Annotated in this window: 13 protein-coding genes; 2 read left to right on the forward strand and 11 right to left on the reverse strand. The window is 74.1% G+C overall.

Annotated elements, in window-relative coordinates:
* Positions 1-46: 46 nt before the first annotated feature.
* The 3 genes from OOT42_RS09180 to OOT42_RS09190 form a co-directional block, all read right to left on the reverse strand.
* Positions 47-1363, reverse strand: coding sequence for a ribonuclease D (locus OOT42_RS09180; protein WP_273654557.1), 1317 nt, complete (start codon positions 1361-1363; stop codon positions 47-49).
* 121 nt (positions 1364-1484) lie between these two features.
* Positions 1485-2000 (reverse strand): LuxR C-terminal-related transcriptional regulator, encoded by a 516-nt coding sequence (locus OOT42_RS09185; RefSeq protein ID WP_273654558.1) that lies wholly within the window; start codon positions 1998-2000, stop codon positions 1485-1487.
* Between the two features lie 216 nt (positions 2001-2216).
* On the reverse strand, positions 2217-2801 hold the full coding sequence (locus OOT42_RS09190) for a DUF3000 domain-containing protein (RefSeq protein WP_272727891.1): 585 nt from the start codon (positions 2799-2801) through the stop codon (positions 2217-2219).
* A gap of 175 nt (positions 2802-2976) precedes the next feature.
* Between OOT42_RS09190 and gndA the strand changes: the two genes are divergently transcribed.
* Both gndA and OOT42_RS09200 read left to right on the forward strand, forming a co-directional pair.
* Positions 2977-4431 carry an NADP-dependent phosphogluconate dehydrogenase gene (gene gndA, locus OOT42_RS09195; protein WP_273654559.1) on the forward strand — a complete coding sequence of 485 codons (1455 nt, stop codon included), beginning with the start codon at positions 2977-2979 and terminating at the stop codon, positions 4429-4431.
* The gene (locus OOT42_RS09200) at positions 4428-5714 is read left to right on the forward strand and encodes a hypothetical protein (protein WP_273654560.1); all 1287 of its coding nucleotides are present in this window, start codon (positions 4428-4430) and stop codon (positions 5712-5714) included. The genes gndA and OOT42_RS09200 overlap by 4 nt, the downstream gene beginning before the upstream one ends.
* Positions 5715-5838: 124 nt before the next feature.
* Here OOT42_RS09200 and OOT42_RS09205 read toward each other — a convergent pair whose 3' ends face one another.
* The 8 genes from OOT42_RS09205 to OOT42_RS09240 form a co-directional block, all read right to left on the reverse strand.
* Positions 5839-6324, reverse strand: coding sequence for a hypothetical protein (locus tag OOT42_RS09205; protein ID WP_272727894.1), 486 nt, complete (start codon positions 6322-6324; stop codon positions 5839-5841).
* On the reverse strand, positions 6321-7136 hold the full coding sequence (locus OOT42_RS09210) for a dihydrofolate reductase family protein (protein ID WP_273654561.1): 816 nt from the start codon (positions 7134-7136) through the stop codon (positions 6321-6323). Before OOT42_RS09210 ends, OOT42_RS09205 begins: the two co-directional genes overlap by 4 nt.
* Before the next feature lie 81 nt (positions 7137-7217).
* Positions 7218-8444 (reverse strand): uroporphyrinogen-III C-methyltransferase, encoded by a 1227-nt coding sequence (cobA, locus tag OOT42_RS09215; RefSeq protein ID WP_273654562.1) that lies wholly within the window; start codon positions 8442-8444, stop codon positions 7218-7220.
* 35 nt (positions 8445-8479) lie between these two features.
* On the reverse strand, positions 8480-9916 hold the full coding sequence (locus tag OOT42_RS09220; RefSeq protein WP_273654563.1) for a sulfate adenylyltransferase subunit 1: 1437 nt from the start codon (positions 9914-9916) through the stop codon (positions 8480-8482).
* Complete coding sequence (gene cysD, locus OOT42_RS09225) at positions 9916-10854, reverse strand: sulfate adenylyltransferase subunit CysD (RefSeq protein ID WP_273654564.1); 939 nt, start codon at positions 10852-10854, stop codon at positions 9916-9918. Before cysD ends, OOT42_RS09220 begins: the two co-directional genes overlap by 1 nt.
* Entirely contained in the window at positions 10851-11570 is a 720-nt protein-coding gene (locus tag OOT42_RS09230; protein ID WP_273654565.1) for a phosphoadenylyl-sulfate reductase, read from the reverse strand. The genes cysD and OOT42_RS09230 overlap by 4 nt, the downstream gene beginning before the upstream one ends.
* Positions 11567-11758: a hypothetical protein gene (locus tag OOT42_RS09235; RefSeq protein ID WP_273654566.1), complete on the reverse strand. Its 192-nt coding sequence runs from the start codon at positions 11756-11758 to the stop codon at positions 11567-11569. The genes OOT42_RS09230 and OOT42_RS09235 overlap by 4 nt, the downstream gene beginning before the upstream one ends.
* Positions 11755-13416 (reverse strand): nitrite/sulfite reductase, encoded by a 1662-nt coding sequence (locus OOT42_RS09240; protein ID WP_273654567.1) that lies wholly within the window; start codon positions 13414-13416, stop codon positions 11755-11757. Before OOT42_RS09240 ends, OOT42_RS09235 begins: the two co-directional genes overlap by 4 nt.
* Between the last annotated feature and the right edge of the window lie 75 nt (positions 13417-13491).

Here is a 13491-nt window from a genome sequence, read left to right on the forward strand (position 1 = left end):
GTCAGCCGAAGTTACCGAAGAGTAACACCGCGCCTGGTGGCGGTCCTCAGTCCGTCGGCAGCGCCGCGAACGCCGCGGCGAGCCGGTCCGCCAGCAGCTCGACCTGCCAGGCCCGGGCGCCACCGGCCGTGAGCGCCTCCGCGATCGACGCCGCCTCGAGCGACCGCGGCGGCGCCCAGCACAGGCGGCGCAGCAGGTCGGGCTGCAGCAGGTTCTCGGCCGGCACGGCGTGCGTCGCGGACAGGTCCGCCACGACGTCACGCGCCGCGGCGAGCCGTGCGGCGGCCGCGGGGTCCTTGTCCGCCCAGGCGCGCGGCGGCGGAGGAGCGTCGCTCTTCGGGCCCCGGACCGAGGGCAGCTCGGAGTCGGGGAGCGCGAGACCGCGGTCGATCGCCTGCTGCCACAGCGTCGCGCGGCGCCGGGTGCCCTTGCCCGAGAACGCGGGCAGCGCCGTGAGCTGCGGCACCGAGCGCGGCAGCGCCTGCGCGGCCGCGACGATCGCGGCGTCCGGCAGCACCCTCCCGGGGGAGATGTCGCGCTGGCGGGCGTTCTGGTCGCGCGTCTGCCACAGCTCCCGGACGACGGCCAGCCGGCGCGCGTCGCGGATCTGGTGCAGGCCCGACACACGGCGCCACGGCTCGACGCGCGGGGGCGGCGGCGGGGCGGTGCGGACGGCCTCGAACTCCTGTGCGGCCCACTCGGCCTTGCCGGCGACGGCGAGCCGCTCGGCCAGCACGGTGCGCAGCTCGACGAGGACCTCGACGTCGAGCGCGGCGTACCGCAGCCACTCGGGGGGCAGCGGCCGTGTCGACCAGTCGACCGCCGAGTGCTCCTTCGCGAGCCCCAGCCCGAGCGCGTCCGCGACGACCGCGGCCAGCCCCACGCGTTCCATGCCCAGCAGGCGAGCGCCGAGCTCGGTGTCGAAGATGCGCGTCGGACGCATCCCCTGCTCGACGAGCCCCGGAAGGTCCTGCGACGCGGCGTGCAGCACCCACTCGACACCCACCAGGGCGTCGGACAGTGCCGACAGGTCGGGCAGGGCGATCGGGTCGATCAGCGCGGTGCCCGCACCCTCGCGGCGGAGCTGGACGAGGTAGGTCCGCTGTCCGTAGCGGTAGCCCGACGCGCGTTCGGCGTCGACCGCGACCGGACCGGTGCCGGCCCCGAACGCCGCGACGACGCGCGCGAGCTCCTCGGGGGTCTCGACCACGTGCGGGACGCCGTCGGCGGGCTCGGTGAGCGGGACGACCGTCGGCTCGACGACGACGACGTCGTCGGTGGCGGTCGGGGCGGGCAGGTCGCCGTGCGGGTGGGCGGTGTCGCCCCCCGTGGTGGGGAGGTCGTCGGACACCTCGGAGTGCATGTGGTCCACCGTATGCGACGGCGCAGGCGCGTCCGCGCAGGCGGGCCGTGGTGCGCCGCACGTCACTCGCGCGCCCGCGCCGGGCCGGCGGCGGGGGGAGTGCGCCGGACCCGTGCGGGGGTCAGTCGAGGACGCCGCCGCGGATCGAGATCGCGACGAGCTCCGCGCGGTCACCCGTGCCGAGCTTGCGGGAGATGCGCGCCAGGTGGCTCTTCACGGTGAGCGCGGACAGGCCGAGCTCCTCACCGATGAGGCGGTTCGAGCGACCGTCCGCGACCAGGCGCAGGACGCTGACCTCGCGTGCCGTGAGCTCGGGCAGCGTCGGGGGCGCCGGAGCCGGCGCCGGCTGGCGCGGCACGCTCGACGCGGTCTGCCCCGCGACCGCTCCGCGCAGGCCGCCCTGCAGCAGCACCGAGAGCTCCGTGCGGCTCGCACGACGCGTGAGGACCACGACCCGCGGGGCTCCGCGGCGGCGCAGGTTCTGCACGAGCGCCACACCGTCGCCGTCGGCGATCTCCGACACGACGACGCACATCTGCTGCGGCGGCGTCGCCGGGCGTCGGGTCGTCGGCACGGTCGTCCGGACGGCGACCCGGCGGAGCGGGGCGACGTCGCGGCGGAGGGGCTCGATGCTCACGTCCCTCTCATCGGACGCGCCAGGGGTCCACTTGAGTGAACGCGGGGCACGGATCCGCGACAGGTTCGCCGTGGGCACGGTAGGGAGCGGGCGCGCGCCTCGGCTCGTGGACGCCCCTGTCCACGCCCTGGGGGTGCAGCGGTGTGCCGGCCGGCGCGCGGCCCAGCGGTACGTCAGCGGGCGGTCAGCGGCCCGTCGCAGGTGCGTCGAGGTGCGTCAGCGGCGCGGGCCGAGGGGGACGACGCCCTCGGGGAGCGGGGGCAGGCCTGCGGCCGTGCACAGCAGGGTCGCCCACGCCCGCAGGTGCGGCCCCAGGTCCTCGCCCGCCGCGGTCCAGGACGCGCGGATCTCGAGCTCGGTCTGCTCCGCGCGGCGCTCGAGCGCGCCGAAGCTCTGCGACAGCACGCGGGTCACGGTGCCGCCCGCGGCGTGCGGCTCGAGGCCGGCCGACTCGAGCGCGTCGGTGAACCAGGTCCACGCGACCTCGGCGAGCAGCGGGTCGGTCCCGACCTCCGACTCGAGCGTGGCCCGCACGAGCGTCACCAGGCGGAACGAGCCCTCCCACGCCTCCTGGCCCTCGGGGTCGTAGAGCACGACGAACCGGCCCGACGCGAGCTCGGCGGCGGCGACCGAGCGGCGCGCGCTGCGCACCTCGGCCGTGAGCGCGGCGGAGAACGGGGCGATCCGGGCGGGACCAGGGACCTCGTCGAGCACGACCTCGGACCGGACCGTCACGTTGCGCAGCGATCGGAGCGCACGGACGAACTCGGCGGGGACGTCCTCGGGACCTGCGGGAGTCACGCTCGGAGCGTACGGGCGAGGTCGCCGTCTTGACGTCCGGCACGCCGCTCCCGTCGAACCGCTACGCCGCTAGGCTGACGGCGCACTCCCACCGGACGTCGCCGCACCCGTCTCGCGCCCTGCGCACGGGTCTGCCCGCGCGATCCGGCCGTCGACGACAAGGAGCACCTCACGCATGGCCGCGAACACCACGGCACCCGGCACGGCCGAGATCGGCGTCACCGGTCTGGCGGTGATGGGCCGCAACCTGGCCCGCAACTTCGCCCGGAACGGGTTCACCGTCGCGATCCACAACCGGTCGTTTGCGAAGACGCAGTCGTTGCTGGCCGATCACGGGGATGAGGGGACGTTCGTCGCTTCTGAGAGCACGGCGGACTTCGTGGCGTCGTTGGCGCGGCCGCGCAAGATCGTGGTGATGGTCAAGGCCGGTGCGGCGACCGATGCGGTGATCGATGAGCTGGTGCCGTTGCTGGACGAGGGCGACATCGTGGTCGACGCCGGGAACGCGCACTTCCCGGACACGATCCGCCGTGAGCGTGCGTTGCGGGAGAAGGGTCTGCACTTCGTGGGCTCGGGTGTCTCCGGTGGTGAGGAGGGTGCGCTGCTGGGCCCGTCGATCATGCCCGGCGGGACCGCCGAGTCGTATGAGTGGTTGGGTCCGATCCTGGAGAAGATCTCGGCGAAGGTCGACGGGGTGCCGTGCTGCACCTACGTCGGGCCGGATGGTGCGGGGCACTTCGTGAAGATGGTGCACAACGGCATCGAGTACGCCGACATGCAGCTGATCGCCGAGGCGTACGACCTGCTCAAGCAGGGCCTGGGCGCCAGCGCGGCGGAGATCGGGCAGATCTTCGCGGACTGGAACACCGGGGACCTGGAGTCGTTCCTGATCGAGATCACCGCCGACGTGCTGCAGCACGTGGACGCCGCCACCGGGTCGGCGTTCGTGGACGTGGTGCTGGACCAGGCCGAGCAGAAGGGCACCGGCCGCTGGACGGTGCAGAACGCCCTGGACCTGGGGGTGCCGATCACCGGCATCGCCGAGGCGACGTTCGCGCGGGCGCTGTCGGGGTCGGTCCCGCAGCGCGAGGCTGCGCGTGGTGTGCTGCCCGCGCACACGACCCCGTGGGCGGTCGAGGACCGGGAGGCGTTCATCGAGGACGTGCGCCTGGCCCTGTACGCCTCGAAGGTCGTCGCCTACTCCCAGGGGTTCGACCAGATCGCGGCGGCGTCGGCGCAGTTCGGGTGGGACATCGACCGGGGGGCGATGGCGCGGATCTGGCGCGGGGGGTGCATCATCCGGGCCCGGTTCCTCAACCGGATCACCGAGGCCTACGAGCGCGACGTCAACCTGCCGCTGCTGCTGGCCGACGAGTACTTCACCGGCGCCGTGGCCAACGGCGTGCAGGCCTGGCGGCGCGTGGTGTCCGGCGCGGCCCTGCACGGGGTGCCGACCCCGGCGTTCTCCTCCTCCCTGGCCTATTACGACGGGGTCCGCGCCGAGCGGCTGCCCGCGGCGCTGATCCAGGCCCAGCGCGACTTCTTCGGCGCCCACACCTACCGCCGCACCGACAAGGACGGCACCTTCCACACCACGTGGTCCGCCGACCGCACCGAGCAGGACGCGTGAGCGAGCCCGTCCCGACCACCGCCGCCCCGAGCACGACCCGGGGCGGCGGCGGTCCGCTCCAGCCCGTGATCCTCGGCGCCGACATCGGCGTCTACGCGATGGCCCGGTCGTTCCACGAGGCGTACGGCGTCCGCTCGGTCGTCGTCGCCGGTGCCGCCCTCGGGCCGGTCGCGCACTCGCGGATCGTCGACCACGAGATCGTCGCCGACGGGCACGACCCCCGGCAGCTCGTCGACCGGCTGCTCGAGGTCGCCCGGCGGATGTCCGACCGGCGCCTGCTGCTCATGGCGAACTCCGACTGGCTCGTGCGGGTCGTCGTCCAGCACCGCGCCGAGCTCGAGCCGTACTACGTCGTGCCGTTCCTGTCCGAGGACCTGCTCGACCAGATCTCCGACAAGGCGACCTTCGCGGAGATCTGCGACCGGCTCGACATCTCCGTGCCGCGCACGATCGTCCAGGACTTCACGTCGGCCGACGAGGCCGGCTGGGCGCCCGCGCCGGTCGACCTCGACTACCCGCTCATCGCCAAGGCGGCGAGCAGCGCGGACTACCAGGACGTCGAGTTCGAGGGCAAGAAGAAGGTCTTCGAGATCGCGACGCCCGACGAGCTGGTCTGGCTGTGGGGTGCGCTGCGCGGCGCCGGGTTCCGCGGGCGGTTCGTCGTGCAGGAGCTCGTGCCCGGCGACGACACGCAGATGCGGTCCATCACCGCGTACGTCGACAGCCGGGGAGAGATCACGCTGCTGTGCTGCGCCCACGTGCTGCTCGAGGAGCACACGCCGTCCGGGCTGGGGAACCCCGCCGCGATGATCACCTACCGCGACGACGCGATGCTGGAGCAGGCGCGACGGTTCCTCACGTCGACCGGCTACCGCGGCTTCGCGAACTTCGACGTCAAGGTGGACCCGCGCACGGGCCTCTTCCGGTTCTTCGAGGTCAACCCGCGGATCGGTCGGAACAACTACTACGTGACGGCCGCGGGGGCGAACCCGATGCGGTTCGTCGTCGAGGACCACGTCGAGGGCCGGGCCGTCGAGCCGGTCGTCGTCGAGCGCGAGGTCCTCTACTCGATCGTGCCGCACCGCCTGCTGCTCCGGTACGTGCGCGACCCGCAGCTCGCGGCGCGCGTCCGCCGGCTCGTGCGGTCCCGCGCCACGGCGCACCCCCTCGCCTACGGCAAGGACCTGTCGCCGCGGCGTCGGGCGTACGTGTGGGCCGCGAAGATCAACCAGGTGCGCAAGTTCCGGCGGTACTACCCGGAGGTCACCGACACCGGTTTCTGAGCCGGCTCGTCGGTCCCGCGACGCGCGACCGACGCGACGCCACGACGGCCCGTCCGCGAACGTCTCGCGGACGGGCCGTCGCGTGTCAGGGCAGCGGGGTCCCGTCGGCCCGCGCCCGCGCGAGTCAGCCGAGCTCGCTGGTACCCGCGTAGAGGTGCAGCACCGGGACCTGCAGGTCCTCGCGCGCACGGGACGCCCAGTCGCGGTGGAACGTGTCCTCGAGTGCGTGCGGATAGGTGACGACCGCGACCTCGCGGACGCCGCCCGCGGCGACGGCGGCGCGCACCGCCGGGATCGGATCGTCCTCGGTGATCTCGCCCGTCGCGGTGCGGCCGGCGGCGGTGAACGCGGCGACGCTGCCCGCGAGCTGCTCCGCGGCGGTCGCGCGGGCCTCGCGGACGCTGGGCTCCTTGCCACGTGCACGGTCGAACGCCTCGCGGAGCTCGCCCAGGCTGAGGTTGTCGATGATCGTCGAGAGCAGCGGGCGGTCGCTGTCGGCGGGGACGAGCACGCGGTACTCGAGCTCCTCGCCGTCGTGCAGCGACAGCAGGTGCTCGACGTCGGACGCGGTCAGGGTGTCCTCGACCAGGACCAGGATCGTGTCGGTCACGCGCCGAGCCTAACGACCTGCCACCGTCCGAGCAGCACACCGTCCGCGTGCAGGAGGTGCAACGGACGCAGGTGCCGGGCCGGGTCGAACCACTCGCCGTGGCGCACGATGCGCGGTGCGGGGCCGCCGACGAGCAGCGGGCTCGTCGTCGCGCAGAGCTCGTCCACCAGGTCCGCCTCGATCAGCTCGCCCAGCAGCGTGGGACCGCCCTCCGCGAGGACGTGGGACAGTCCCCGCGCGCCGAGGGCGGCGAGCGCGACGCGCAGGTCGACGACCCCGGGGGCATCCGACTCGGTCACGATGACCCGGTCCTGCCCGATCCGGTCGCGCAGCGCGTCGAGGCGGGGGCTCGCGCTCGTCGTGACGACGATCGGCGGGCGCGTCCCCTCCAGCAGCTCGGGCGGCAGGTCGGCGCTCGCGCTCACGACGGCGAGCTCGACCTCGGGTGAGCGGCCGAACGCCCGCCGCGTCTCGGCCAGGCCCTCGGGCACGGCGAGCGCCCGGTAGCGCTCCGCGCGGGCGGTCTGCGCACCGACCAGCACGACGTCGGCGAGGGCCCGCAGCGCGCGGAACACCCGGAAGTCCGCGAGGCCGTTGATCGTGCCGCTGCGCTGGTCGGCGCCGGTGGCGGCACCGTCGACGGTGCTGATCATGTTGGCCCGCACGTGCACGCCGCGCGGGGGGTCCACGGGCATGCGGTCGGTCAGCAGCGCGAGCAGCTCGGCCTCGTCGGTCCGCGGCTCGAGGCGCTCACCGGCGCGTTCGAGGGGCAGCAGGATGTCGAGCGGGGGCAGTTCGTCGGTCACCGGCACGCGTTCACGCTAGGCCAGGTCGGCGGTCCGGGACAGTCGGGGCCGTGTGGTGAGCGGCACGTCGCCGCACGTCAGGGCCGGTCAGCCCGGCAGGCGACCGGTCGCGGGGTCGTGCGGGCCGAGCACGTCGGCGAGCGCCGCGACCTCGCCCACGACGACGACCGCGGGGTTGCCGACGCCGCGCTCGGCGGCGCGCTGCGCGATGTCCGCGAGCGTGCCGACGGTCGTGCGCTGGCCGGGCAGCGTGCCGTTCTCGACGACCGCGACCGGGGTGGCGGGGTCCTTGCCGTGCGCGACGAGCGTCGCGGCGTGCTCCGCGAGCCGGCCGACGCCCATGAGCAGGACGAGCGTGCCGTCGAGCGCCGCGATGGACGGCCAGTCGGGGGCGCTGTCGTGCGCCGACAGGATCGTCACCTGCCGCGAGACGCCCCGGTGCGTGACGGGAACCCCGGCGACGCCGGGCACGGCGATCGCGCTCGTGACGCCGGGGACGACCTCGACCGGGACACCGGCGACCAGGCACGCCTGGACCTCCTCGCCGCCGCGGCCCAGCACGAACGGGTCGCCGCCCTTGAGCCGCACGACGCGCAGCCCGCGCAGCGCACGCTCGACGAGCACCTCGTTGATCTGCTCCTGCGTGAGGGTGTGCGCGTGCGGGGACTTGCCGGCCTCGACGACCTCGACGTCGGGGTCGAGCGTGTCGAGCAGCGCGCGCGGCGCGAGCCGGTCCACGACGACGACGTCGGCCTCCGCCACGGCGCGCCGCCCGCGCGTCGTGACCAGCCCTGGGTCCCCGGGACCGCCACCGACGAGCGTCACGGTGCCGACGGGACCGCGGCGGTGCCGACGCAGGGGCAGCTCGCCGGTCTCCAGCAGCAGCTGCACGGCCGAGCGCAGGGCGGCCGCGCGACGCGGGTCGCGGCCCGCGGTGACGGCGACCGTCACGTCGTCGACCCGGGCGACGGACGGTGTCCAGGCGGTCGAGCGGGTCGCGTCGTCGGCCCGGACGCACCACGTGCGCGACGCCTCGGCGTCGGCGGCGACCGCGTCGTCCACGGCCGGGTCGCCCGTCGCGGTGTGCACGAGCCAGGCACCGTCGAGGTCGCCGGTCGCGTACGCGCGACCGGCCCAGCGGACGGCGTCGCGCGCGACGAGGTCGGCGAGGTCCTCGCACAGCCGCGGCGCGACGACGAGGACGTCGGCGCCGTCGTCCACCAGCCGCGTGACACGGCGCGCGGCGACCGGCCCGCCTCCGACGACGACCACGCGCCGCCCGGCGACGTCCAGCAGGAGGGGATGACGAGGCATGTCGTCCAGTCTGCCGGTCGCGGGCGGCGCGTCCGTCATATGCCGGCCCCGGCGAGCCAGTCGTCGTCCGCCGCGCTCGGGGGCGGTGTCGGGGTGAGGCGGTCGAGCAGCGTGGGGCCCACCATCCCGGCGGCGAGCGTCGTGCCGTCGGCGGGGTCGACGACCAGGAAGCCGCCCGTGCTGCGGTGCGTCGCGTAGTCGTCGAGGACGACCGGCTCGGCGAGCCGCAGCCGCACGCGGCCGATCGCGTTGAGCGTGAGCGCGCGCGGCGCGGTGTCGGACGACGTGTCGGTCGCGTCGACCGTGTACTGGGTGTCGACGCCGTCCCACACCTCGACGGTCTGGGTGTCGATGTCGAGCCGCGCGTTGACCTCGCGCAGCAGCGCCCGGACGGTCCGCGTGCCGACGCGCACGAGCACGCGCGCACCGAGGACGCTGCGTCGCTCGGCCAGCCAGCAGACGGTGCCCTCCAGATCGGCGCCGACCGTGACGGTCTCGCCCGTGGGGACGAGCACGTCGCCGCGGGCCACGTCGACGTCGTCGGCGAGGCGCAGCGTGACGGACTGCGGCGCGTGCGCCTCGTCGAGCGGGCCGTCGAACGTGTCGATCCCGGTGACGGTGCTCGTCTTGCCCGACGGCAGGACGGTGACGTCGTCGCCGACGCGCACGACGCCCGACGCGACGCGTCCTGCGTACCCGCGGTAGTCGGGGTGCTCGGCGGTGCGCGGCCGGATGACGACCTGCACGGGGAACCGGAACGCCTCGGCGTGCGCGTCGCGCCCGACCGGGACGGACTCGAGGTGCTCGAGCAGCGTCGGGCCGTCGTACCAGGGCGTGCGGTCGGAGCGGTCGACGACGTTGTCGCCGGCGAGGGCCGACAGCGGCACGGCGTGCACGTCGGTCAGGCCGATCGCGTCGGCGTACCGCGTGAACTCGTCGGCGATCGCGCGGAACGTCGCCTCGTCGAAGTCGACGAGGTCCATCTTGTTGACGGCGAGCACGACGTGCGGGACGCCCAGCAGCGCGGTGATGGTCGCGTGCCGCCGGGTCTGCTCCAGGACGCCCTTGCGCGCGTCGACGAGCACGATCGCGAGCTCCGCGGTCGACGCGCCGGTGACCATGTTGCGCGTGTACTGCACGTGGCCGGGGGTGTCGGCGAGCACGAACGCGCGCCGGGCCGTCGAGAAGTACCGGTACGCGACGTCGATCGTGATGCCCTGCTCACGCTCGGCGCGCAGGCCGTCGGTGAGCAGCGCGAGGTCGACCGCTCCGGCCTCGGACCCGCCGCGGGCGGCGGTCGCGCGCTCGACGGCGCTGAGCTGGTCGGCGAGGACGGACTTCGTGTCGTAGAGCAGGCGCCCGATGAGCGTGCTCTTGCCGTCGTCGACGGATCCGGCGGTGGCCAGGCGCAGCAGGTCGCGCTGCGCGTGCACGGTCGGGTCCGCAGGAGCGAGGTCGGTGGTCGTCGTCATCAGAAGTAGCCCTCGCGCTTGCGGTCCTCCATGGCGGCCTCCGAGGCCCGGTCGTCGGCGCGGGTCGCCCCGCGCTCGGTGAGGCGGCTCACGGCCACCTCCTCGATGACGTCGGCGACGGTCGCGGCCGTCGACTCGACGGCACCGGTGCAGCTCATGTCGCCGACGGTCCGGTAGCGGACCGTGCGGGTCTCGAGCGTCTCGCCGGCGCGCGGGCCGCCCCACTCGCCGGGCGCGAGCCACATGCCGTCGCGGAGGAACACCTCGCGCTCGTGCGCGTAGTAGATCGACGGCAGCTCGATGCGCTCGCGCTCGATGTACCGCCACACGTCGAGCTCGGTCCAGTTCGACAGCGGGAAGACGCGCACGTGCTCACCGGGCTTGTGCCGGCCGTTGTACAGGTCCCACAGCTCGGGACGCTGCCGGCGCGGGTCCCACTGCCCGAACTCGTCGCGCAGCGAGAACATCCGCTCCTTGGCGCGCGCCTTCTCCTCGTCGCGGCGGCCGCCGCCGAACACCGCGTCGAAGCGGTGCGCGGTGATGCCGTCGAGCAGCGGGACGGTCTGCAGCGGGTTGCGCGAGCCGTCGGGACGCTCGACGACCCGGCCGTCGTCGATGGCGTCCTGCACGCTCGCCACGACCAGCCGCAGGCCGTACTGCTCGACCGTCGCGTCGCGGTAGTCGATGACCTCGGGGAAGTTGTGCCCGGTGTCGACGTGCATGACCGCGAACGGCACGGGCGCCGGCCAGAACGCCTTGCGCGCCAGGTGCAGCATGACGATTGAGTCCTTGCCGCCCGAGAACAGCAGCACGGGTCGCTCGAACTCGCCGGCGACCTCGCGCATGACGTGGATCGCCTCGGACTCGAGCGTGTCGAGCTGGGTCAGCCGTGGGGTGGGTGCCGCCGCGGTGGGGGGAGCCGTGGCCTCAGTCGTCATGTGTGCAGACCGCATTCCGTCTTGGAGGTACCGGACCAGCGTCCGGCCCGCGGGTCCTCGCCCGGGGCCGTCGCACGCGTGCAGGGGGCGCAGCCGATCGACGTGTAGCCGGCCTGCCGCAGCGGGTTGAGCACGACGTGGTGCTCGGCGACGTACGCGTCGACGTCGGCCTGGCTCCACGCCGCGATCGGGTTGAGCTTCACCTTGGCGCGCTTCGCGTCCCAGCCGACGATCGTGATGTCGGTGCGGGTCGGGGCGTCCTCGCGGCGCATCCCGGTGACCCACGCGGTGTACGGCGCGAGGCCCCGCTCGAGCGGCTCGACCTTGCGCAGCGCGCAGCACAGGTTCGGGTCACGGTCGTGCAGGCGCGGACCGTGCTCGGCGTCCTGCTCCGCGACGGTGCGCAGCGGCAGGATCGTGCGGAGCCGGATGTCCGTGAAGTCGGCGTAGTAGTCGCGCGTGCCGATCGTCTCGGCGAAGTGGTAGCCGGTGTCGAGGAAGATGACGTTCGCGCCGGGGATCGCCTTCGCGACGAGGTCGACGAGCACCTCGTCGCCCATCGACGACGCGACGACGAGGTCGTCGCCGAACGTCCGGCCCGCCCACGCGAGGATCTCGCTCGGGTGCGCGCCCTCAAGGTCGCGGCCCGCCTGCTCGGCGAACGCGCGCAGCTCGTCCGGTGTGAGGTCGGCGACCGCGGGGGTCGCGGTGCTCATCGGTCCCCTCCCGCCGGCCGGGCGGGGGTGGCCGTCGCGGCCGACGCCAGCCCGACGAACCGCAGCGCGAACGCGCGGGCGCACGAGCGGCACTCCCACTGCCCGTGCGTCTCGCCCGCGGGCCACAGGTCCTCGCTCGCGCAGAACGGGCAGTAGTAGGGGACCGCCCGCTGTCCGGAGTCGCTCATCGCAGGTCCTCCTCGGCCGCGCGCTGCACCCACTCGGCGAACAGCTCGCCCTCGAGGCGCTGCTCGTCGAACTTCCGCGTGACCCGCTCCAGGTAGTCCGGCAGCTCCGACGACGGCACGCGCAGGCCGCGCAGCGTCTTGCCGAGGCCGCTCGTGAGGCCGAGGCCGCCGCCGAGGTGGACCTGGTAGCCCTCCTCGCCGCCCGCGAGTGCGCCCTTGAGGCCGATGTCGGCGGTCTGGATGCGTGCGCACGAGTTGGGGCAGCCATTGACGTTGATCGTGATGGGCTGGTCGAACGTCGGCAGGCGCTGCTCGAGCTCGCCGATGATGAGCGCCGCGCGCGCCTTGGTCTCGACGATCGCGAGCTTGCAGAACTCGATGCCCGTGCACGCGATGGTCCCGCGTCGGAACGTGGACGCGTGGCGCACCTGTAGCCCGAGCGCCTCCAGGCCCTCGACGAGCGCGTCGACGCGGTCGGCGGCGACGTCGAGGACGACGAGCTTCTGCTCGGTGGTGAGCTGCACGCGGTCCGAGCCGGCGGCCTCGACGAGGTCGGCGACGGCATCGAGCAGCGGGCCCGACACGCGCCCGACCGTCGGGGCGGCGCCGACGTAGAAGCGGCCGTCCTTCTGGGGGTGCACGCCGACGTGGTCGCGGCGGCCCGTGGGCGGCGGGGGAGGCGCGGGCCCGTCGGCCATCGTCCAGCCGAGGTACTCCTCCTCCAGCACCTGCCGGAACAGCTCGGGGCCCCAGTCGGCGAGCAGGAACTTGAGGCGGGCGCGCGTCCGCAGCCGCCGGTAGCCGTAGTCGCGGAAGATGCTCGTGACGCCGACCCACACGTCGGGGATCTGGTCGAGCGTGACGAACGCGCCGAGCCGCTTGCCGAGCATCGGGTTGGTCGACAGCGCGCCGCCGACCCACACGTCGAAGCCGGGGCCGAGCTCGGGGTGCACGACGCCGACGAACGCGACGTCGTTGATCTCGTGCGCGACGTCCTGGTGCGGCGAGCCGCTGATCGCGGTCTTGAACTTGCGCGGCAGGTTCGAGAACGCCGGGTCGCCGATGTAGCGGCGGTGGATCTCCTCGATCGCCGGGGTGCCGTCGACGATCTCGTCGGCCGCGACGCCCGCGACGGGCGAGCCGATGATGACGCGCGGGACGTCGCCGCACGCCTCCTGCGTGGTCAGCCCGACGGACTCCAGGCGGCGCCAGATCTCCGGGACGTCCTCGATGCGCACCCAGTGCAGCTGGATGTTCTGCCGGTCGGTGATGTCCGCGGTGCCGCGGCCGAACTCGCGCGAGATGCCGGCGACCGTGCGGAGCTGGTCGAGCGTCAGCGTCCCGCCGTCGCAGCGGACGCGGAGCATGAAGTACGAGTCCTCGAGCTCGTGCGGCTCGAGCGTGGCGGTCTTGCCGCCGTCGATCCCGGGCTTGCGCTGGGTGTACAGGCCCCACCAGCGCATCCGGCCGCGCAGGTCGTCACCGGGGATCGAGTCGAAGCCCTGCTGGGCGTAGATCGTCTCGATGCGGTGGCGGACGTTGAGGCCGTCGTCCTCCTGCTTGAGCTTCTCGTTGCCGTTGAGCGGCTCGCGCTGCTCGTCGAACGCCCACTGGCCCTCGTGGCGGGCTGCGGGCGGGGCGATCCTGGTCTGCGCCATCGGGCGCTACCTCCGGGGGATCGTGGACGTGCGTGCTGCACCCACCGCCGGGGGACGGGGCTCGGGGCGCAGACC

Origin of the sequence: Cellulomonas fimi (genome assembly GCF_028583725.1) — a bacterium.
GTDB classification, from domain to species: Bacteria; Actinomycetota; Actinomycetes; order Actinomycetales; family Cellulomonadaceae; genus Cellulomonas; species Cellulomonas fimi_B.